The organism is Rhodococcus sp. A14 (assembly GCF_011603105.1).
Lineage (GTDB): Bacteria > Actinomycetota > Actinomycetes > Mycobacteriales > Mycobacteriaceae > Rhodococcus_F > Rhodococcus_F opacus.
Map to the genome: position 1 here is coordinate 62,104 of NZ_JAAOQS010000030.1, position 20,924 is coordinate 83,027.

The 20,924-nt window shown below is 66.6% G+C and carries 22 protein-coding genes and 1 tRNA gene; 10 read left to right on the plus strand and 13 right to left on the minus strand.

What is annotated here, in order from left to right:
* Nucleotides 1-35: 35 nt before the first annotated feature.
* Nucleotides 36-677: an FABP family protein gene (locus G9373_RS17940; protein WP_005254810.1), complete on the minus strand. Its 642-nt coding sequence runs from the start codon at nt 675-677 to the stop codon at nt 36-38.
* A 323-nt stretch (nt 678-1,000) separates the two neighbouring features.
* Between G9373_RS17940 and G9373_RS17945 the strand changes: the two genes are divergently transcribed.
* Entirely contained in the window at nt 1,001-2,308 is a 1,308-nt protein-coding gene (locus tag G9373_RS17945; RefSeq protein WP_064080089.1) for a cutinase family protein, read from the plus strand.
* Between the two features lie 67 nt (nt 2,309-2,375).
* On the opposite strand, the gene G9373_RS17950 is transcribed toward G9373_RS17945, so the two are convergent.
* From G9373_RS17950 to G9373_RS17970, 5 genes are all read right to left on the minus strand, one after another.
* A complete protein-coding gene (locus G9373_RS17950; RefSeq protein ID WP_005244353.1) occupies nt 2,376-2,681 on the minus strand; it encodes a DUF1416 domain-containing protein in 306 nt (101 codons plus the stop codon).
* Between the two features lie 3 nt (nt 2,682-2,684).
* Nucleotides 2,685-3,521 (minus strand): sulfurtransferase, encoded by an 837-nt coding sequence (locus G9373_RS17955; protein ID WP_005254807.1) that lies wholly within the window; start codon nt 3,519-3,521, stop codon nt 2,685-2,687.
* A 67-nt stretch (nt 3,522-3,588) separates the two neighbouring features.
* On the minus strand, nt 3,589-4,041 hold the full coding sequence (locus G9373_RS17960) for a DUF4395 domain-containing protein (protein WP_005573169.1): 453 nt from the start codon (nt 4,039-4,041) through the stop codon (nt 3,589-3,591).
* A 237-nt stretch (nt 4,042-4,278) separates the two neighbouring features.
* Nucleotides 4,279-4,755, minus strand: a complete 477-nt coding sequence (locus G9373_RS17965) for a thioredoxin family protein (protein ID WP_005254805.1) — start codon at nt 4,753-4,755, stop codon at nt 4,279-4,281.
* Complete coding sequence (locus tag G9373_RS17970) at nt 4,752-5,531, minus strand: LmeA family phospholipid-binding protein (RefSeq protein ID WP_005573170.1); 780 nt, start codon at nt 5,529-5,531, stop codon at nt 4,752-4,754. Before G9373_RS17970 ends, G9373_RS17965 begins: the two co-directional genes overlap by 4 nt.
* Before the next feature lie 207 nt (nt 5,532-5,738).
* On the opposite strand from G9373_RS17970, the gene G9373_RS17975 reads away from it, so the two are divergent.
* The 6 genes from G9373_RS17975 to pstB all read left to right on the plus strand — a co-directional run bounded on the left by G9373_RS17975 (nt 5,739) and on the right by pstB (nt 11,617).
* Nucleotides 5,739-6,497: a response regulator transcription factor gene (locus G9373_RS17975; protein ID WP_005254803.1), complete on the plus strand. Its 759-nt coding sequence runs from the start codon at nt 5,739-5,741 to the stop codon at nt 6,495-6,497.
* On the plus strand, nt 6,494-7,411 hold the full coding sequence (mshD, locus tag G9373_RS17980; RefSeq protein WP_054247756.1) for a mycothiol synthase: 918 nt from the start codon (nt 6,494-6,496) through the stop codon (nt 7,409-7,411). The genes G9373_RS17975 and mshD overlap by 4 nt, the downstream gene beginning before the upstream one ends.
* A 214-nt stretch (nt 7,412-7,625) precedes the next feature.
* Nucleotides 7,626-8,744, plus strand: a complete 1,119-nt coding sequence (gene pstS / locus G9373_RS17985) for a phosphate ABC transporter substrate-binding protein PstS (RefSeq protein ID WP_054247755.1) — start codon at nt 7,626-7,628, stop codon at nt 8,742-8,744.
* 67 nt (nt 8,745-8,811) lie between these two features.
* Nucleotides 8,812-9,885 (plus strand): phosphate ABC transporter permease subunit PstC, encoded by a 1,074-nt coding sequence (gene pstC, locus G9373_RS17990; RefSeq protein WP_005573177.1) that lies wholly within the window; start codon nt 8,812-8,814, stop codon nt 9,883-9,885.
* A 3-nt stretch (nt 9,886-9,888) separates the two neighbouring features.
* Complete coding sequence (pstA, locus tag G9373_RS17995; protein ID WP_005573179.1) at nt 9,889-10,797, plus strand: phosphate ABC transporter permease PstA; 909 nt, start codon at nt 9,889-9,891, stop codon at nt 10,795-10,797.
* A 43-nt stretch (nt 10,798-10,840) separates the two neighbouring features.
* The gene (pstB, locus tag G9373_RS18000; protein ID WP_005244341.1) at nt 10,841-11,617 is read left to right on the plus strand and encodes a phosphate ABC transporter ATP-binding protein PstB; all 777 of its coding nucleotides are present in this window, start codon (nt 10,841-10,843) and stop codon (nt 11,615-11,617) included.
* A 140-nt stretch (nt 11,618-11,757) separates the two neighbouring features.
* Here pstB and phoU read toward each other — a convergent pair whose 3' ends face one another.
* The 4 genes from phoU to G9373_RS18020 all read right to left on the minus strand — a co-directional run bounded on the left by phoU (nt 11,758) and on the right by G9373_RS18020 (nt 16,871).
* A complete protein-coding gene (phoU, locus tag G9373_RS18005) occupies nt 11,758-12,456 on the minus strand; it encodes a phosphate signaling complex protein PhoU (RefSeq protein ID WP_005254798.1) in 699 nt (232 codons plus the stop codon).
* An 82-nt stretch (nt 12,457-12,538) separates the two neighbouring features.
* Nucleotides 12,539-14,572, minus strand: a complete 2,034-nt coding sequence (locus G9373_RS18010) for an LCP family protein (protein WP_054247754.1) — start codon at nt 14,570-14,572, stop codon at nt 12,539-12,541.
* A gap of 119 nt (nt 14,573-14,691) precedes the next feature.
* Nucleotides 14,692-15,834, minus strand: a complete 1,143-nt coding sequence (dusB, locus tag G9373_RS18015) for a tRNA dihydrouridine synthase DusB (protein ID WP_005244337.1) — start codon at nt 15,832-15,834, stop codon at nt 14,692-14,694.
* Between the two features lie 80 nt (nt 15,835-15,914).
* Nucleotides 15,915-16,871: an acyl-ACP desaturase gene (locus G9373_RS18020; protein WP_005254796.1), complete on the minus strand. Its 957-nt coding sequence runs from the start codon at nt 16,869-16,871 to the stop codon at nt 15,915-15,917.
* Between the two features lie 545 nt (nt 16,872-17,416).
* Between G9373_RS18020 and G9373_RS18025 the strand changes: the two genes are divergently transcribed.
* Both G9373_RS18025 and G9373_RS18030 read left to right on the plus strand, forming a co-directional pair.
* Nucleotides 17,417-17,806 (plus strand): MmcQ/YjbR family DNA-binding protein, encoded by a 390-nt coding sequence (locus G9373_RS18025; RefSeq protein WP_037179910.1) that lies wholly within the window; start codon nt 17,417-17,419, stop codon nt 17,804-17,806.
* Nucleotides 17,803-18,405 (plus strand): hypothetical protein, encoded by a 603-nt coding sequence (locus G9373_RS18030; RefSeq protein ID WP_005566652.1) that lies wholly within the window; start codon nt 17,803-17,805, stop codon nt 18,403-18,405. The genes G9373_RS18025 and G9373_RS18030 overlap by 4 nt, the downstream gene beginning before the upstream one ends.
* A 6-nt stretch (nt 18,406-18,411) precedes the next feature.
* On the opposite strand, the gene G9373_RS18035 is transcribed toward G9373_RS18030, so the two are convergent.
* Both G9373_RS18035 and G9373_RS18040 read right to left on the minus strand, forming a co-directional pair.
* Nucleotides 18,412-19,500, minus strand: a complete 1,089-nt coding sequence (locus G9373_RS18035) for an NAD(P)-dependent alcohol dehydrogenase (protein WP_005566651.1) — start codon at nt 19,498-19,500, stop codon at nt 18,412-18,414.
* Nucleotides 19,501-19,506: 6 nt separating this feature from the next.
* A complete protein-coding gene (locus G9373_RS18040; RefSeq protein WP_005566650.1) occupies nt 19,507-19,980 on the minus strand; it encodes a DUF4334 domain-containing protein in 474 nt (157 codons plus the stop codon).
* Between the two features lie 111 nt (nt 19,981-20,091).
* On the opposite strand from G9373_RS18040, the gene G9373_RS18045 reads away from it, so the two are divergent.
* On the plus strand, nt 20,092-20,694 hold the full coding sequence (locus tag G9373_RS18045; protein ID WP_005254791.1) for a TetR family transcriptional regulator: 603 nt from the start codon (nt 20,092-20,094) through the stop codon (nt 20,692-20,694).
* 44 nt (nt 20,695-20,738) lie between these two features.
* On the opposite strand, the gene G9373_RS18050 is transcribed toward G9373_RS18045, so the two are convergent.
* A tRNA-Lys gene (locus G9373_RS18050) sits at nt 20,739-20,811 on the minus strand.
* Between the last annotated feature and the right edge of the window lie 113 nt (nt 20,812-20,924).

The window sequence follows — 20,924 nt, forward strand, 5'->3', positions numbered from 1 at the left end:
GTTAACCGCCCGCGGTTAATAAGTACTCACGGGCGCTAGCCAACGTAGCGGGACAGCCGCGCGGAGAGGTGGGGACGCAGCTCACCGTCGGCGATGATGCGTTCCTCGACGTAGGCGAGGTCGCCGCCCTCGACGATGCCGTAGAGACGCTTGGCGCCACCGACGAGAACACCGGAGGTGCTGCGGATCACGACGTCGGTCGCGAGTTCCCACGACGACTGGGTGAGGGCCTGGCCGTAGAACAGTTCGACGATGCCGGAGCTGTGGGCGAGGAGGAGTTCGACGACTTCCTCGTCGGTGCTGCCGGGAATGCCGTCTCCGCTGATCCGCCAGAAGCCGGTCTCGTGGAGGTCGGGGCGCACGTATTCGCCGTCGGCGTCGAGAACCCAGGTCTGGGATTCCCACTTGAGGTAGTTGCCACCGTTGTGGGAGACGATGATCTGCTGCCCGAAGGGATAGTCGCCTGTGTCGGGGTCGTGGCCTTCCCCTTCACCGCGCCACACACCCACGAGGGGCAGGACTGCGAGGAGTTCGTTGTTCAGATCCGGGCCGAGCCGCAGATTTGCGGTGTCCTCGGGCAGCGGAAGGTCCGGAAGCTGCGGGATGTTCCGCGACGCCGTCGTCTTGGAACGCTCGATGGCGTCCGCGACAGCTGCGTCACCGCTACCACGACGCACGGTGGGGGTGTCCCCAGCGGGCGCGCTCGTAGTCGGGTGCTCGGAAGGCGGATCTGCGCCTGCGTCCGGGTTCTGACTCACGACTCGTCGGTGACCAGGCGGTAGATCGTGTAGAGCGAGAACCACGTGATCAACACGGCGGCAAGGACAAGAAGTACCTCGAAGAAGATAACCACGGGGACATCCTAAACCGAACCCGTCGAACGGTCGAAACGGGAGGCGGCTTACCGTCACTGCGGCTACGGTTTCTCGAAGGCGACCACCCGGTCGGTTCCGAACATTCTCATGCGGTCGTCTCGTCTCCCGTCCCTCCCGGAGGTCCCATGCTTCGATCGAGTACTGCCGTCACCGGTCCGGTGCGGGCCGCGCTCGCGGCGACGGTGCTGCTGCTGACCGCCACCGCGTTCGGTGCTCCCGGCTTTGCCGTCGCCGCGCCCGACACCGGGAGCGCGGGCTCGGGAAGTGCAGATTCGGGAAGTGCCGACACGGACCGTGTCGATCCGAACAACTACGCCGCCGACTGCCCCGACGTGATGATCGTCGCCGTGTCCGGCGCCACCGACTCGACGGAGGACCGCAACCCTCTGGCAGACGAGAACCGTCAGCTCTGGTCGAACTGGGTGGGCAACGTGACGGTGCCGACCGGCGAGGCCAACAAGGACGATCCGGGGACGGTGGGGTGGATGTACGTGCCCTACCCGTCCACGTACGGCCTGGGTCTGCTGCAACCCGTTCCGACATACCAGGATTCGATGGCGGCGGGTGTCGCGTCGACGAACAGGATCCTCGACGAGAACAAGGCGAAGTGCGGCGACGCCACCAAGTACGTGCTGCTCGGATACAGCGTCGGCGCCGAGGTGGTCGAAAGGGTGTCGCGCGAACTCGGCCACCGCGACAGTAATGCTCTGGTTACCGCCGACGACATCGCCGGCGTCGCGTTGATCGGCGACCCGTACCGTCCCGCGGGCACCCCCTCGATGGGCGAACCCGGCCCGCCCGGAGGCGGATTCATGTCGTCGGAGCCGGCCGATTACGGCGCTCTCGACGGCAAGATCACCTACGCCTGCCGCCCCTACGACATCGCGTGCGACGCGCCGCAGGAGATCGCCGTCCTCGAACTGGCGCTCGGGGTGCTGGGACAGATGCACTTCACCCTGCTGAACCCGGGCCAGACGGTCTCCGACTTCGCGAATGCGGTGACGAACATGGCGGCGCGGTCGATCGTGCACATCGTCACCCACGAAGACTGGTTTGCCTCCGACGAGTCCTTCCTGGACGTTCTCCGCAAGGTCGCCGACCGGACCTACGACCCCGACGGCCCGGACCGGAACATGCAGGTGTCTCAGGAGCAGATCGTCGAGGCGCTCAACTGGGCGATGGGTCCCGGTTCGGAGGTCGTGAAGGCGAAGCTCGCGGACGAGGGCCCGGGGTTCGTCGAGGACAACAGGGACGTCTTCGAACTGGTGATCAAGCCGTACATCTTCCTGGGCTTCATCCAGCACCTGTTCTACTGGAACAACAATCCGAACGACCCCTGGTACTGGGAGAGCGAGAAGGTCGTCGACTGGATCACCGCGCTCGCGCAGTCGGAGAAGGACGGCGAGACCATTCCAGCCGCGCCGGGCAAGTAGATCCGGCACGACAGAAGGGCCCCGCTCCGGATCGGAGCGGGGCCCTTCTGGTGTCGTCGGCTGGTGACTACTCGCCGACCGTGACGTCGACGTTGTGCACGCCTGCGCTCGACGGGCTCACCGTCGAGGTGCCGTTGCCGGAGCTGGACAGTGCACGCACGGTCCACTCGCCGGGAGCGGCGAAGAAGCGGAAGTCTCCGGTGCCCGAGGCGACGACCTCGGCGGTGAACTCTCCGCCGCCGTCGAGGAGACGCACGAACGCTCCACCGATCGGCTGTCCGTCAGCGGCGAGAACGCGGCCGGTGATGACCGTTTCCTTCTCGACGTCGACGCCCGCGGGCAGGGTCTGGGTCTGTACAGGTGCTCCACACATGGCTCAGTGAACCTCCAACTCGATGGGTGCGCCGACGAGTGAGCCGTATTCGACCCAGCTGCCGTCGTAGTTCTTGACATCGGACTTGCCGAGGATCTCCTTGAGCACGAACCAGGTGTGGCTGGAGCGCTCGCCGATACGGCAGTACGCGATGGTGGGCTTGGACTCGTCGTAGCCCTTCTCCGAGTACAGCTTCTCCAGGTCGTCGTCCGACTTGAACGTGCCGTCCTCGTTTGCGGTGGTGCTCCACGGGATGTTGATGGCCGTGGGGACGTGTCCACGCTGCTGCGCCTGCTCCTGCGGCAGGTGAGCGGGAGCGAGGATCTTGCCGGAGAACTCGTCGGGCGAACGCACGTCGACGAGGTTCTTGCTGCCGATGGCGTCGATGACCTCGTCGCGGAACGCGCGGATCGACAGGTCGGGGGCCTCGGCCTTGTACTGGGTGGCCTCGCGGGTGACGGTCTCCTTGGAGAGGGGACGCCCGTCGAGCTCCCACTTCTTGCGGCCGCCGTCGATCAGCTTGACGTCCTGGTGGCCGTAGAGCTTGAAGTACCAGTACGCGTACGCCGCGAACCAGTTGTTGTTGCCGCCGTAGAGAACGATGGTGTCGTCGTTGGCGACGCCCTTGGCGGACAGAAGATCGGAGAACTGCTGCTGGTTCAGGAAGTCACGACGGACGCCGTCCTGCAGGTCCTTGCGCCAGTCGAGGCGGATGGCGCCTTCGATGTGGCCGCCGTCGTATGCGCTGGTGTCCTCATCCACCTCGACGAAAACGGTCTTGGGGGCGTTGAGGTTCTGCTCAGCCCAGTCGGCGGAGACTAGGACATCGGAGCGAGCCATGGTGTTCCTTTCGGTGTGTACTTACTTGTGTCGGGTGGATCGTGCAGTGGTTCTCGGTGTGAAATTTTCAGGCCGCGGTGCGGAAGCGTACGACGAGTGGATAGATCTGGCAGCCGAGGCAGATACCGAACGCAGCGTTGAGGAACGCCGCGAACAGGGCGAATGCGGTGGCCACGGCCCCGATGACGCCGGAGCCGGCGAAGAAGCCGACGGTGCCGACGGCGGCGAAGACGAAGCCGACGAGCTGCGCGAAGCGGAGCGGTGCGACCGGTTCGCGTTCACTCCCCGGGGCGAGTCGCGGCGCGACGAGGGTGCCGAAGATCCGGCCGTACGGGCTGCGGCGCGGTCCGGTGGCTGCGCCTGCCGCGAAGACGACCGCTTGCAGCGCCAGCAGAATCCCTGCTGCGACCAGCGAGAACGTCGACACGACGAGCACGGCGACGAGGACTGCGGTGGTGACCCAGGCGGCGAACCGGGGGCCACGAACGTCGACCTGCTCGAGCTCGAGTGTTGTGGACATGAGAAGTGCTCCTGCGTTGAGTCCTGAATGCTTGCCTGGCGCCGAACGGCGACGGAAGACGTCGTCATCGGGGGTTCGATCACGTGCGCGGAATCCGCGGTGTCAGCAGAAAGCGACAGCCCTGGTGATCAGCAACAGGTACAGCAACAAGCCCCGAGGCGGCACAGGTCTACTGTGCGGCGACGGGTGAGCATGAGCTCGTGGCTGGATTGCACGACGACGAGTTTACCCGGTTCTTCAGGAATTTGAAGCCGGGGGCCGGGTGAGGGGTCCCAGCGCGGCCCGCAGGTCGGTCGCGGCGGGCACTCCGGACACCCGGAAGCGTTGCTGCAGGTCGGCGTCGAGAATGAAGGTCGTCGGCAGCGACAGAACGCCGAGTTCCTTGGCGAGAGAGGGATACTCGTCGATGTCGACCTCCACTTCGACGGGCGGCTCCGGCTCGCCGGCGAGGTCCTCGACGACCTGTCCCACCACCCTGCGCACCGCAGCGCAGGGTCCGCACCAGTCGGCGGAGAAGTGGAGAACGGTGGCCCGTCGAGGATGCTCCGGCGACCCCGGCCCGACACCCGCCGCCTCGAGAAGTAGCCGTCGTTGGTCGGTCACGACCGCGGAAGCCTCGCCGGTGCTCCGGACCGTCCCCTGGCGGCGTTGCCAGACGAGCCCGAACACGACGGCGGCGAACAGTGCGATCAGTAACAGTGTGATTCCGGTCATCGGCTCTGCAGTTCGTTCAGGTCGATCGTGACGTTGTTGCCGACGCCCTCGATGACGATCTGCGAGCCTTCCGCGTAGACCTCCGTCGGCTGGACGCCGAACGGGAGTTCCCGGGGGTCGATCGTCCGGGTGAAGAGGCCGAGGATCGCGGGGGCGAGGGGCTCGGGGATGGTGAAGTCGGCGTGGCCTTCGGGCCCGAAGTAGAAGTCGCTGGCGACGATCTTCACCTGACCGCCGTCGAGTACCAGGTCGGCCTGCACGCTGACGGTGGTCTCGATGGGCCCGACGGGGACGGTGCCGGTGAGGACGACGCCGCCCGCGGTCGGCATCCCCGAGCCGCCGGAGCCTCCGGTGCCGTCCGACTTGCTGGCGGGCGGGGCCGAAACCTGCAGGTCGGGGATGTCGAGGAAGCGACCCAGGTCGGTGGCGTCGATGAGCATGCGGCCGGAGAGGTGATCGACCGGGAGGGTCTTCACGGAGCCGTCGACGAGGTTGGACAGCGGCGCGGAGACACCCAGGAGGGTGGACTCGATCGTCACCTCGCCCACGACGTCACTCTGTACTCCCTGGGCGCGGATCTCGATGTTCTCGTACTTTCCGTCCCACGCCTGGGTGAGGAACGGAAAACCGTGAACCGTCACCTCGGGATCCGCGGTGAGCGACGCGCCTGCCCGCAGTTCCCGCGACACCCGGTACTCCGCGTAGGCCGCCGAACCGAAGTCGACGACGAGACCGAGAGCCACGAGGACGACGATTCCGATGATGAGTTTCCGCACGGCCCCATTGTGACGGACGCCGGTCGGGGGAGTGTCGGTGCGACCTCCGCGCCCGTTGCCGGGGGGTTCGGTGCAACGAACGCCGACGACGGCGCGCTACTCTGTCACCGACAAAAGTGTCGATACCTTCAGTGTCGATCTACCTGGACCGGCGGATGAACCATCCGTCGGCCGGCCGGGTACGACGGCGACGAGATGGGAGGCTGTGTGGAGCTACTGCTTCTTACCTCCGACCCCAACCCCGAGGCAGTGCTGCCTGCCCTCGCCCTGCTGGCGCATTCGGTGCGGCCTGCCCCGACGGAGGTGTCCTCTCTCCTGGAAGCGAGCTCCGCCGACATCGCCCTGGTGGATGCGCGCACCGATCTCGCGGCGGCTCGCGGCCTCTGCCGGCTGCTGGGCAGCACGGGTTCCGCGGTTCCCGTGGTGGCGGTCCTCACCGAGGGCGGTCTGGTGGCGGTCAATTCCGACTGGGGCCTCGACGACATCCTGCTCCCGGGCACCGGCCCGGCCGAGGTGGACGCCCGTCTCCGACTGCTGGTCGGACGCTCCGGCGGGGTCGCCAGTCCGGAGGCCTCCGGCAAGATCACGCTGGGCGAACTGGTCATCGACGAGGGCACGTACACGGCGCGTCTGCGCGGACGCCCACTCGACCTCACCTACAAGGAGTTCGAACTCCTCAAATACCTGGCACAGCACGCGGGTCGCGTCTTCACCCGCGCGCAGTTGCTGCAGGAGGTCTGGGGATACGACTTCTTCGGTGGTACGCGCACCGTCGACGTTCACGTGCGTCGTCTGCGTGCCAAGCTGGGCAGCGAGTACGAATCCTTGATCGGTACAGTCCGCAATGTCGGCTACAAGGCCGTCCGTCCCACCCGCAGCAAGTCGGGTGCGCCGGTGCCGCCCGTCGACGACCTCGACGCCGACGATGCGGACTTCGAATCCGCGGAAGGGCCGGCGATCCAGTGAGTGATCCGGTGCAGTCCTGGACTGATCGACTCGACGGCAAGCAGGCCGCGGACGTGTCCGCTCTACTCGAACGCGCGGCGGCAGCGGACGGAACCGCGCCGGTGTCGGAGCAGGGCGTGCACGCCGTGTCCGGCGCCGGTAGCGCCGGTGTCCGTCATCTGGTGGAGACCGACGCCGATCGGATCGTCGGGTACGCGCAGCTGCAGCCGGGGCGCGGGGATCATCCCGCGATGGCTGAACTCGCCGTCGACCCCGAGGCGCGTGGCCGTGGGATCGGTGGCCGGCTGGTCACCGAGGTCCTGTCCGAGGGTGGTCCGGACGCCCGGGTGTGGGCGCACGGAAACCTGCCTGCGGCGCAGGCGGTAGCGCAGCGCCTCGGGTTGACCGGTGCGCGCGAACTTCTGCAGCTCCGGCGTCCGCTCGCCGATGTGGAACTCCCAGAACTTGTTGTGCCGGAAGATATTTCACTCCGCGAGTACCGCGGCGTCGAGGACGATCCCGAGCTGCTGCGGGTCAATGCCGCTGCCTTCGCCTGGCATCCCGAGCAGGGGTCGTGGACCGAACGTGAATTGGCCGAGCGTCGTTCGGAGGCCTGGTTCGATCCGTCCGGACTGTTCATGGCGTTCGCCGCTTCGGACGAGCAGAGACTGCTCGGATTCCACTGGACCAAGGTGCACCCGAAGCAGGGCGACGAGCCGGCCATCGGAGAGGTCTACGTGGTGGCGATCGGCCCCGACGCCCAGGGACGTGGTCTCGGCCGGTTGCTGACGCTCGCCGGACTGCACTACCTGCGTGACCGCGGGCTCGGTGCGGTGCTGCTCTACGTCGAAGGCGACAACGCGTCGGCGCTGCACACCTACGACCGGCTCGGGTTCGAGCGGTTCCATACCGACGTCGCGTACGCGCGCGCCTGAGGCGCTCCTCTACTTCCGCACCGGTTGTTCGTCTCGGAAATGTGGACAAATGCTCGGTCTGTTCACCTTCCGTTCACCGATCGTGGTCCAACTGGACATTAGCTACCCCTAGGTTTCTCCGTGGGCAGCGCCGTGTTGCCTGGTGCAGATTTCAACGAAGCGCACCTCATGTCGCCGCCCGATCGCGGGCGAGACGGTATTTCCGGAGGACTAGGTGAATCTCAAGCGCAATGGCGCCCTGCTCGGTGCAGTGGCCCTGGGTGCCATGACCTTGGCCGCGTGTGGCAGCGACAACAACGCGGCGTCGAGCGGCGTCGACGCATCGTCGTCCAACGCGACGTGCGAGGGCAAGGCCAACCTCTCCGCGGCCGGTTCCTCGGCCCAGAAGAACGCCATGGACCAGTTCGTCTCCACCTACATCTCCGTCTGCCAGGAAAAGGGTAAGACCGTCAACCTGGCGTACAACCCCAGCGGTTCCGGCGACGGACGGACCCAGTTCATCGCGGGCCAGATCGACTTCGCCGGCTCCGACTCGGCGATCAAGGCCGAGCAGGCCGAGCAGGCCAAGGCCCGGTGCGTCGGCGGCGAGGCCTGGAACCTGCCGCTGGTCTTCGGACCCGTTGCGATCGCCTACAACCTCGACGGCGTCGAGGACCTGGTGCTGAACGGCGAGGTGACCGCCAAGATCTTCAACGGCACCATCAAGAAGTGGAACGACCCGGCCATCGCCGCGCTCAACCCCGGCGCCACCCTCCCGGACCAGGACGTCACCGCCATCATCCGCTCGGATTCGTCGGGAACCACCGACAACTTCCAGCAGTACCTGACGGCGTCCTCCAACGGCGCCTGGACCACCGGTGCCGGTTCCGACTTCACCGGCGGAATCGGTGAGGGCGCCAAGGGTTCGGCCGGTGTCGCTCAGGCAGTGGCCTCCGCCCCGGGCTCGATCACCTACGTCGAGAAGTCCTACGCCGACCAGAACAAGCTTGCTACCGCACAGATCGACACCGGCTCCGGCCCCGTCGCGCTGTCCGACGAGTCGGCATCGAAGGCCATCGAGGGTGCGCAGTTCAAGGGTCAGGGTGTGGGCGATCTGACCCTCGACCTCGGCTCGATCTTCGGTACCAAGGAAGCGGGCGCGTACCCGCTGGTGCTCGCCACCTACGAGATCGTGTGCTCGAAGGGTTACGACGCCGACACGTCGGCCGCGGTCAAGTCGTTCCTGACCAGCGCTGCCAACGAGGGGCAGGGCAACCTGGCAGAGCAGGGTTACGTGCCGCTGCCGGACTCCATGAAGGAGAAGCTGAACGCATCGGTCGCCGCAATCGGCTGATCGCACCATTAATCGTTCGGACCCGCCCATGACTCGATATTCTGACCAGGAAAGATTGCGAGCGCAGATGAGTGAAGCGCACATCGAATCAGCACCTCGCGCCTCCGGCTCCGCTTCCGGCGGAGTCGGGGTGGGCGGTCCGAACGGCACCCCGGAGGCCGAGTTGAGTACCACCAAGGCCGAAATCCCGACTCCGACAGGTGCACCCCGCGGCAAGGCCGCCGCCAGGCCGGGGGACCGGATCTTCAAGTCGCTCGCGACCACCTCCGCCATCTTCATCTCCATCCTGATCGCCGCGATCGGCATCTTCCTGGTCTGGCGCGCAGTTCCCGCACTGAGCCGGAATCAGGTCAACTTCCTCACCAGCCGCGAGTGGGTCACCCAGAACATCAACGCCATGGCGTTCGGTGTCCTCGACCTCTTCCAGGTGACCGTCCTCGTCTCGCTGTTCGCTCTGATCCTCGCGATGCCCGTCGCCCTCGGCATCGCGATCTTCCTCACCGAGTACTCGCCGAACTGGCTCAAACGGCCACTGGCGTACGTGATCGACCTGCTGGCCGCCGTGCCGTCGATCGTCTACGGCCTGTGGGGTCTGCTCGTGTTCGCTCCCGCGATCAAGCCGCTTGCCGTGTGGCTCAACGAAAAACTCGGCTGGTTCCCACTGTTCGCGACCGGAAGCGGTTCCATCACCGGCGGTGGCACCATCTTCACCGCAGGCATCGTCCTCGCCGTCATGATCCTTCCCGTCATCACCGCGGTCACCCGCGAGGTGTTCGTGCAGACACCGACGTCCCACATCGAGGCTGCGCTCGCACTGGGCGCCACCCGGTGGGAAGTGGTGCGAACCACGATCATTCCGTTCGGCAAGTCGGGCTACATCAGCGGATCGATGCTCGGCCTGGGTCGCGCCCTCGGCGAGACCATGGCGCTCTACCTGATCCTGCGCACCACGTCGCAGCCCTTCGGGTGGTCGCTGTTCGACGGCGGCGCCACCATCGCCTCGAAGATCGCTCTCGGCTACGCGGAGTTCAACAACAACATTCAGGCCGGCGCCTACATCGCCGCAGGTCTGGTGCTCTTCGTTCTCACCTTCGTCGTGAACGCCGCGGCCCGCGCCGTGATCGCAGGAAAGAAGGACTGACCCATGACCGCGACACTCGACAAGCCGGTCAAGGCCCCCACCTTCCAGGGGGTCGGTGTCCGCCGACGCATCATCGATCTGACCGCCACCGTCCTCGTGACGCTGGCAGTGCTCGTGGCGCTGGTCCCGCTGGTGTGGGTCCTGATCACCGCCGTCATCAAGGGAATCCCTGCCCTGACGTCGGCCACCTGGTTCACCCACTCGCTCAGCGGACTGACGTCCTCGGCGGCGGGCGGCGGCATCTATCACGCGCTGATCGGCACGATTCTGCAGGGAATCGTCTGCGCGGTGCTGTCCATTCCTCTCGGACTGTTCGTCGCGATCTATCTCGTCGAGTACGCCGACCGGAAGTCGCGGCTGGCGAAGCTGACCACGTTCATGGTCGACATCCTCAGCGGTGTCCCGTCGATCGTGGCCGCCCTGTTCATCTACGCCCTGTGGATCGCGACGTTCGGTTTCCCCAAGTCCGGCTTCGCGGTAGCACTCGCTCTGGTGCTGCTGATGGTCCCCGTCGTCGTCCGCAGCACGGAGGAGATGCTCCGCATCGTTCCGCAGGACCTGCGGGAGGCGTCGTACGCGCTGGGCGTTCCGAAGTGGAAGACGATCGCCAAGATCGTGCTGCCCACCGCACTGCCCGGCATCATCACGGGCGTCATGCTGGCGCTGGCCCGGGTGATGGGTGAGACTGCGCCGCTGCTGATCCTCGTGGGGTACGCACCCTTCATCAACTTCAACCTGTTCGGCGGCGAGATGGGCACGCTGCCCGGCGTCATGGTCGCCGAGATGAACAACCCGACCGATGCCGGTACGAACCGCATCTGGGGTGCGGCGCTGACGTTGATTCTCCTCATCGCCGTCCTCAACATCCTGGCCAAGGTCATCGGCCACTTCTCGCAGGTCCGCAGCAAGTGACACATACACTCGATTTCGAACACCAATCAGTAGGGAGCCGGTAATGGCCAAGCGTCTGGATCTCAAGGACGTCAACATCTACTACGGCAAATTCCACGCCGTCGCCGATGTCGGGCTGTCCGTCCCCCCGCGGAACGTGACCGCCTTCATCGGCCCCTCCGGCTGCGGCAAGTCGACGGTGCTGCGTTCGCTGAACCGCATGCACGAGGTGACTCCCGGTGCGCGCGTTGAGGGTTCGATCCTGCTCGACGGTGAGGACATCTACGGTTCCGGCATCGATCCGGTCGGCGTGCGCAAGACGATCGGCATGGTGTTCCAGCGTCCCAACCCATTCCCGACGATGTCCATCAAGGACAACGTGGTGGCCGGGCTGAAGCTGCAGGGCGAGCGCAACAAGAAGCGTCTCGACGAGGTGGCCGAGCGGTCGCTGCGCGGCGCCAACCTGTGGACCGAGGTCAAGGACCGTCTCGACAAGCCGGGCGGCGGACTGTCCGGCGGTCAGCAGCAGCGTCTGTGCATCGCCCGGGCCATCGCGGTCTCGCCCGACGTCCTGCTGATGGACGAGCCCTGCTCGGCGCTCGACCCCATCTCGACCCTCGCGATCGAGGACCTGATCACGGAGCTGAAGAAGGACTTCACGATCGTGATCGTCACCCACAACATGCAGCAGGCGGCGCGTGTGAGTGACCAGACCGCGTTCTTCAACCTCGAGGCCACCGGCAAGCCGGGCCGTCTCGTCGAGATCGACGACACCGAGAAGATCTTCTCCAACCCGACGCAGAAGGCCACCGAGGACTACATCTCGGGCCGCTTCGGATAGACCGAGCACACGAGGACGCCCCGACCGGAGATCCGGCCGGGGCGTTCTCGTGTCCGGGGACGGCGGCATCGGACGAACGGGACGCTCGTACGGTCAGACCGTACGAGCGTCCCGTTCGCGCGAAAAGTGTTGGCGGAGTTCTACAGTTCCGGGTACGAGGTGAGGCTGTCGGCGTCGGCTACGGCGGTCTCGGTGTCGTCGGGCAGCTTGCCGGTGACGAGGAAGATCACTCGGCGGCCCACCTCGACTGCGTGGTCGGCGAAACGCTCGTAGAAGCGGCCGAGCAGGGTGACGTCGACCGCAGCGGCCACGCCGTGCTTCCACTCGCGGTCCATGAGCACGGTGAACAGGTGACGGTGCAGGTCGTCCATCGCCTCGTCCTCTTCACGCAAGCGGGCGGCCCTCTCGGGGTCACGCGTCTCGAGAACCTCGCGGGCAGCGGCGCCGATGGAGACGGCGATGCGTCCCATCTCGGCGAAGTAACCGTTGACCTCTTCGGGAAGCACGTGGTTGGGATGTCGGCGGCGCGCGATCTTGGCGACGTGGAGAGCCAACGCACCCATGCGGTCGATGTCGGCGACGATCTGGATCCCGCTGACGACCGAGCGGAGGTCGCCGGCGACCGGTGCCTGCAGGGCGAGGAGGGCGAACGCCCGCTCCTCGCAGATGGTGCTGAGCTCGGTGATCTTGTCGTGCTCGCCGATCACCTGCTCGGCGAGGGAAAGATCTGCCTGGAGCAGCGACTGGGTGGCGCGCTCCATGGCGACCCCCGCAAGCCCCGCCATCTCACCGAGCAAGTCGGCAAGCTCGGTCATCTGTTCGTTGTAAGCCACGCGCATGAGTTCACAGCCTACGGTGCACGGGAAACCAAGTCACGATCACACGGTGAACGCGGGGTGAACGACGCAACCCGGCGGGCGCTCATTCGCAGGACGTGTCGCCTGCGTTCACAACCGCAAGGTCCGCGGGGATTTCCACGTCCTCGGGCTGGCCGATTCGCACGTCCGACATACTGAGCGGTGTGTCGATTGGGCTCGGTGTCTGGACGGTCCCGGAGAAGTTCGAACCGAGCGCGACCTCGACGACCGTCCCCAGTCCGGTGGTCGACTCGAGCACCGCACCCGGGAACGACGACGCCAGGGTCGCCGCCTCGGCTTCGTGGCCCGGCGAGAACCGGACGACGGTCTCGCCGCTGGTTCCCGTGTAGTTGCCGACGTTGTAGATCTGGAACCCCTCGGCGGCCAGCGAGTCGGCCACGGTCGCGGCCAGTCCCGACTCACCCGATGCGTTCGACACCTGCACGGTCACGCTGGACGGGTCGACGGCCTGGACCGACAGCGGCGCCGGCGCGGCCTGCGGTTCGGGGGCGGAGGGCAGGGGTTCCGCACGCTTCTCGCCGGGCAGCGCCTCGTCGTCGATGATGGCGCGGAAGATGGCCTTGATGTCGTCGGTGCGGGGAATCTCGTTACCCCACTCGGTGGTGCCTGCGGTGGGCACCGTCAGGAACGTGACCGCGCCCGCATCGACGTTCTGCAGTGAGCGTCCGAGCGTGACCAGCGACTTCGTGTCGATGTTCTCGACGAACGTGTCGCGGGTGAACGCGTTGATGAAGCCGTTCAGTTTGCCGGGATTGAGCAGCACCTGACTGGACAGGGCGCCCCGCAGCAGGGCGGACAGGAATCTCTGCTGACGGTTGATGCGGCCGTAGTCGCCGTTGCCCTCCGCCTCGACATGTCTGGCGCGGACGAAGTTCAGTGCGGTCTTGCCGTCGAGCATCTGAGTGCCCGCCTCCGGCAGAACGGTGCCGAGGACGCCGTCCTCGAGCGGCTGGGTGGTACAGACCTTGACCCCACCGATCTCGTTGACCATCGACTCGAAGCCGGCGAAGTCCATGCCGACGAAGTGGCCGATCTTCAGACCCGACATCTTCTGGATCACCTTCACCAGGCACTTCGGTCCGCCGAGCGCGTAGGTGGCGTTGAGTTTGTCGCCGTCGGCGGCGGGGAAGGTCTCCTCGGTGTAGGTGCCGCTGGCGTTGTCCCAGCCCTGGCAGACGGGCCGCTCGACGTCGAGGTCGCGGGGGAACGACACCGCGACCACCCGGCTTCGGTCGGCGGGGATGTTGACGAGCATCACCGTGTCGGCGCGGGATCCCTCGGCGTCGTCGATGGTTCCGGCACCCACTTCGCCGCTCGCGCCGGCGCGGGTGTCGCTGCCGACGATGAGATAGGTCTCGTCACCGGTCTGCCCGACGGCGTCGACGATGTCGGTCGACTCCGTGTCGAGTGCCGCGATCTGGTCGAACTTGCCTTCGGTGGAGCGGAGGTAACCCCAGACGATGCCGGTTCCGGCGAGTGCGACCACCGCCACGAGCGCGACGACGGCCCGTCCTGCTGCACGCAGACGCTTGCGTTTACGGGTCTTGTTGAGGGCCAGGCGGGTGGTGCCCGGGTTGCCGACCACCTGCGGTACCGCAGTGGTCTCGGCGGAATCCGCGACCCATTCGGGTTCGGGCGTGCTCTGCGGGGGTTCCGGATCCGGCGGCGGAGGCGCGGCAGGGGTCTCCCGCGGCGGAATCCCGGGAGGCGGCGGCTGCCGCTCGTCGATCGGGGGAATGATCTCCGTCTTGTCCGGATCGTCCGGCTCGCTCGGTTCTTCCCCGGAAACCTTCTTCACCAGGTCTGCGACGGAGAGCGCTTCGGTGGGTCCACCCGCGGCCCGGCGGCCGATCCGGCCACTGTCGTGGCGGGACGGTTCGGTGCGCTCTACCTGCGCACGGCGCTCGGGTGGCGCGGTCCGTTCGGGTGGCGCGGTCCGCTCGGGTGGTGGCTGCCGCGGCGGGAGTCGCCGCGGCCGTCCCGACTGGGCTTCTCGGTAGCTGGGATCCGCGAGAGGACGCTCCCAGGGGGCGCGGGATTCGGGAGTCGGTGAGTCCGAGCTGTGATCATCACCCACCGATGCAACCTGACCTCTCCGCCGACTCCGACCTCCGTCGGCCTCGACGGATTCCAGCCATAGTACTTATCGAACGTCGGGGCTCCACACATGTAGCGAGGTGACGCGCGTTCGTGCTGCTAACCACCAGAATGCATGAGGTCGGCGCCGGCGGGTACCAGGCAGTCGTCGGGGTCGTCGAGCCATCCCTCGGGGAGCGCGACCGTCCCGGGTGACCCCTGACGTCCCCGTGGTCCCTCGGCGTCCTTGGGGAACGGGATGGTCGGATCGAGCTGAACCAAGAGGTCGTCGAGTTCGGTGAGGGTGCTCACGAGGGCCATCGCGACCCGCAGTTCGGACCCGGCGGGGAAGCCCCGCAGGTACCAGGACACGTGCTTGCGCAGTTCACGGAGGCCCTTGTCCTCGCCGTGGTGATCGGCAAGGAGCTCCGCGTGCCGGCGGATGATCGTGGCCACCTCGCCGAGATTGGGCGGAGTGGGCTGCGGGTTTCCGTTCAGTGCGGCGCTCAGCTCCGCGAACAGCCATGGGCGCCCGAGGCATCCGCGCCCGACGACGACGCCGTCGCACCCTGTCTGTTCCATCATGCGGGCCGCGTCCTCGGCGGCGAAGATGTCGCCGTTCCCGAGTACGGGCACGTCCGTGACGTGTTCCTTGAGCCGGGCGATCTCGTTCCAATCGGCCGTGCCGGAGTACCGCTGCGAGGCGGTACGCGCGTGCAGTGCGACCGCGGCGGCGCCTTCGCCGGCGGCGATCCGGCCGGCGTCGAGATGCGTGTGGTGCTCGGCGTCGATGCCGACGCGGAACTTGACGGTCACCGGGACGTCGGTCCCCTCGGTCGCCTTCACGGCCGCCGCGACGATCCGGCCGAACAGGGTGCGCTTGTACGGCAGCGCCGCGCCACCACCCTTGCGGGTCACCTTGGGAACCGGGCAGCCGAAGTTCATGTCGATGTGGTCGGCCATGTTCTCGTCCACGATCATCTTGGCCGCGGCGTACGTGGTGTCGGGGTCGACGGTGTACAGCTGCAGCGACCGCGGGGTCTCGGTCGGGCCGAACGTCGTCATGTGCAGGGTCGCGGGCTGTCGTTCCACCAGCGCACGCGCGGTCACCATCTCACAGACGTACAGGCCGGACGTGCTGCCCGCGCGCTCCGTCTCGAGCTCACGACACAGCGTGCGGAACGCGACGTTGGTGATCCCGGCCATGGGGGCCAGAACCACCGGACTGCGCAGCTCGAGCGATCCGATACGAAGGGATGACATTGACGACCTCTGGGAAAGTGCTGGAACAAAAACTGTGCCCGGTACCGAATCCGGTACCGGGCACAGGATAACTGTTTACGTCACGAAGCCTTCTGCTCGCGCTTCTTGGCCTCGCGGGCCAGCATGCGGTCGCGCTGCTCCTCGAACTTGGTGGCCTGGCCCTCGAGGTTCTCGAGGAACTTGCCGAGGCTCTCGCGGACCTCTTCGCCGCGGGCGGTGAAATCGGTCCGCTCGAAGATGTTCCACTTGCGCAGGACGGGCATCAAGACCTCTTCGAGGTGCTGACGCAGGTCGTAGATGCCGTGCTTGGCCATGAGCACACCGTTGCGCCGGAAGTTCGGCATGCCGGCGCCCGGCATCTGGAAGTTCTGGACGATCATGTTGATGGCCTCGAGCGCCTGATCGGGCGCGAGGTCGAGGGCAGCACCGCACATGTTGCGGTAGAAGATCATGTGCAGGTTCTCGTCGGCGGCGATGCGCTGCAGCATCTTGTCGGCGATCGGGTCCTTGCACGCCTTACCGGTGTTGCGGTGGCTGACGCGGGTGGCGAGTTCCTGGAACGTCACGTACGCGACGGAGTGGAGGAAGCCGGCGTCGACGTCGGCGGGGGAGGCGAAGCCGTTCGTCATGTGCTCCATGCGGAAACGCTCGAGCTGGACGGGGTCGACGGCGCGGGTCACGACGAGGTAATCGCGCATCACGATGCCGTGACGGTTCTCCTCGGCGGTCCAGCGACCGACCCACGTTCCCCACGCGCCGTCCTGCGAGAAGTTCTCGGCGATCTCGCGGTGGTACGACGGCAGGTTGTCCTCGGTGAGGAGGTTCGTGATCATCGCAGCCTTGGCGACCTCGTCGAGCTGCGACTGCTCGGGATCCCAGTCGATGCCGCCCATCGCGGCGAAGTTGCGTCCTTCGTCCCACGGAACGTAGTCGTGGGGATGCCATTCCTTGGCCATGGAGATGTGGCGGTTGACGTTCTCTTCTGCAACCGGCGACAACTCCTGCAGCAGTTCGAGTTGGGTCAGATCCCTCGCCATGTGTAATGCCTCCAGTAGCTCAATTTGACTTTGTTCAGCCTACGGCACCGTAAGTAGGTTGGTAAACGCCGTCGGCGGCCCGGGAACCGTCCAAGTTACCGATCCGTAATGGATCTTCCGGGATGTGTCGCCGCCACGCGGCGAACCGTTACATGACAGTGTACTGATGAGCGTGCGTACGCGGTGACCAGCGTAATCATCGCAGGGAGAGATCATCACAGCGACGCGCGGACAGTTGTGGACGATTACAGATTTGTCGGTCTCCACAGATTCCCTGTCGTAACTCGAGCCGTGTCGGCGGTTGCGCGGAACCCGTTCGTCCGGGTTGTCGGTCTCCTGGGAATTCGATCCACCCCAGGTGTGAATATCGCCACCCGGGCCCAGTCCGCCGCCCGCACCCTTTCCGAGCAGGCCACCCAGGACCCCGTCGAGCCCGCCGACGAGCCTCGGCAGCGCCGACTTCACCGCGGTCTCGGCGGCGGGAAATCCCGCGTATGTCCGTTATGCCGGTTGCGGTCGGTCTGGGCGCTGCCGACAATCGTCACATGGGCAACAACATGAGCCGCCTGGAACAGATCGTCGCCGAGTTGCCCGAAGCCGTGCGCGTGGACGTCGCCCAATGGGATGGACACCCGACGTTCCGGGTGCGGGGGAAGAACTTCGTGTTCAGTGACGTGGAGGCCACCCGGTTGACGGTGAAGCTCACCGTCGACGAGGCCGAAGCGGTCGTCGCAACGGAACCAGGGGCCGAGCCCGCGGGATACGGTCTCGGTAGACACGGCTGGATCGCACTGGACGTCGCGGACGCGGACGAGCCTCGGTGGGAACAGCTGCGTGAGTGGATCAGGACGTCGTACACGCTCGTCGCCCCGAAGCGACTGGCCGAGCAGGTGCTGGACGAAGAACCGTTGCCGACGCAGGGAGACCAGTCATGACGACCGAGGACAGCGCATCCACTTCCACACCGGCGAAATCGGGCCTGCCTGCGTGGGCCAAGAAGGCCATCGGCATCGCAGTCCTCCTGGTGGTGCTGGTCATCGCCTACTTCATCCTCGCGGCCTACCTCCCGCGGGCGTGGGCCCAGAACGTGGGTGGACTGGCGAACGGCAGCTTCGGCGGCGGCATCCTGTGGGGACTGTTGTTCGGCACCCTGTGCACCCTCCTGCCGCTGCTGCTGGTCCGCGGAGCGTGGCGGCTGTTCCGCCGGCGCCGGTTCAAGCCGGTGCAGATCGTGTTGCTGATCCTCGGTGTCCTGGTGGTGCTGCCCAACCTGCTGACGCTCAGTGTGGTGCTCGGCGGCAACAGCGCAGCGCACGCGGGCGAACGGATCATGGACGTCGACGCGCCCGGATTCCGCGGCGCATCGCTCGCCGGCGCCATCATCGGAGTGGTGCTGTTCCTCGGCGTCGCCGGAGTCAGCTTCACGTACCGCAAGCGCGGCGAGGATCTCGCCGAGATGCGAAGAGATTCGAAAGCGAAGGACGGACAGGTGGGCGACGGGCCGCCGGTCGGACCGTCACCTGCCACGCCCTGAGCGAATTCACCACACGAGCACGGGCTTGATCACCGTGCCCGCGGCCTGATCGGCGACGGCGCGGTTGATGTCGTCGAATCGATACTCGGTGACGAGACGGTCGAACGGGAATTTCCCGTCCGCGTGCAGCGCCAGCAACTGCGGAATGAACTGCTGTACCGAAGAATCGCCCTCGACGCAGCCGCGGAGGGTCTTGCCGCTCAGCATCAGATCCTGAATGTTCACCACCACTTCGGGTGCGCCGAGGCCGACGACCACCGCGCTGCCCCGCGCGCGCAGGCACGACAATGCCTGGCCGATGACGGCGGGGATCCCCGTCGTGTCCAGGGCGTGGGTGGCGCCGCCGCCCGTCGCCGCACGGATCGATGCGACCGCGTCCTGTGACCCGGGATCGAGCGCGACCGCGCCGAACTCCTCCGCGAGCGCACGTCGCGCGGGTACCGGATCGACGGCGAGAAGCGTTGCGACGCCGGCTGATCGGGCCGCGAGCAGCGCGGCGAACCCGACACTGCCCGCGCCGAAGACGACCACACTCGAATCGCGGCCCGGCCGGAGCACGTTCAGTACCGCACCGGCACCCGTCTGGAACCCGCAGCCGAGCGGCGCCGCGGCGGCCAGGTCGACGGACTTGTCGACGACGACGACGTTGTCGGCGGTTGCGAGGACGTGCTCGGCGAAACTGGACTGGCCGAAGAACGCGGCGCGCACGGACTCGCCGTTCTGGGTGACGGTGGCCGAACCGTCCGCGCGTCGGCCCGAACTGTTCAGCCGGTGCGCGTCGACGCAGTACGCCGGACCCGCGCTTCGGCACTGGTCGCAATCGCCGCAGTGGCGGTAACTGAGAATCACGTGATCACCTGGCGCCACCCCGCTCACGCGTGACCCGACGTCGACGACGATCCCGGCACCTTCGTGCCCGAGGACGGCGGGGCCGGCGGCGCGGGGGAGGGCCGCCTTGGTGAAGAGGTCCGTGTGGCACAGGCCGGTGGCGACGATGCGCACCAGTACCTCGTCCGCGCGGGGCTCGTCGAGTTCGACCGTCTCCAGCGTGAACGGAGAATCGGGTCCGCGTGAGACCGCTGCTGTGACCTGCATTGGAGCTCAGTCTCTTTCGAGCAGGAAGTAGTAGTGCCGACCGTCGTCGAGGACCAGTGCGGACTTGCCGTTCATGATGCCCATGAGGGTGGAGTCGTCCACCTTCTTGAAGTGGTCGAAGATGGGTGCGCCGTCGTACACCATGGTCGCGGTGACCTCACCCCGGAACTCGATGTTCCACAGGCTGGCTTCGCCGTTGCCGCCCTTGATGTCGGAATAGAGGTTGCCGTCCACGTCCCGGCAGATCAACGGCTTCGCGTCCTCGAGGGAGTGGAACGTCTTTCCGTGCCAGCGGCTCGCGAACAGCTTCTCGTGGAGGCGGTGTCCGGTGGCGAAGTCGTCGCCCTTCCAGCTGCCGAGGATGTCTTCGGCCCTGACGGTGTCGAGCGCCGCCCACACGGCGTCGAGTTCGTCGGGCGAGACGCCGCTCTCGCGCCCCCGGAGCTCGTGGAACGTGCTGCGGGCCTGATCGATGTCCATGAAAACGGTCCTTGGGGTGAGGGGCGCGAGGTTTACGAACCAAACTGTTCGTCAACTGCGCACGCTACGCCGAACCAGATGGTTCGGCAACGGGCAATTTAGGATGTCGGAATGCGAACAGCGGGAGAAGCCACGCGAGAACGGATCCTCGCCGCGGCCAAGGCGGAGTTCGCCCGCCACGGAGTCGCCGGAGCCCGGATCAACCGCATCGCGGAGGCGGCCCGGGCAAGCAAGGACCGTCTGTACGCGTACTTCGACAGCAAGGAAACGCTGTTCGACGCCGTCATCACGCAATGGATCGCCGAGACGACGGAACAGACGGCGTTGCGGGGCGACGATCTGCCGGGCTACGCGGGCCGGTTGTTCGACGACTACGTGGCGCACCCCGAGAACGCGAGGCTGCAGAAGTGGGCCGACCTGGAGGTGCGCGAGCAGATCGCCGACGATGCGCGGATCCTCACGCTGCGCCCCAAGATCGCCGAGATTCGGCGTGGGCAGCAGGAGGGGTTCGTCGATCCGTCGTGGAACGCGGGCGAGCTGCTGCTCGTGATCACCGACATCGCCTTGTCACTGGCCACCGCCCGCGGCGGCCGCAAGCAGGCGGGGGCAAAGTCGGGGGAGCGCACGGTGGCGCAGCGGCGGCAGGCCACTGTCGAGGCGGTTCGTCGTCTGATCGGGACGCCTGCGGCGGCGGAAGCGCCGGGCCGCGAATGAGTGCTCGTGCCCCTTACCCGGCATGGTGCCGAGTAAGGGGAGAGTGCCCCCAGTAGGGCTCGAACCTACGACCTGCGGATTAAAAGTCCGTAGCTCTACCAACTGAGCTATAGGGGCGCGGGGCCAGAGTCTAGTGCGCAGACCGTGACCGAGAAAACAGGACCCCCGGCACGGCGCGCCGCGCGGGGGGGGTGAAAAGGGTCGGCTCGGGTGCGCACCCCCTGCAGCGC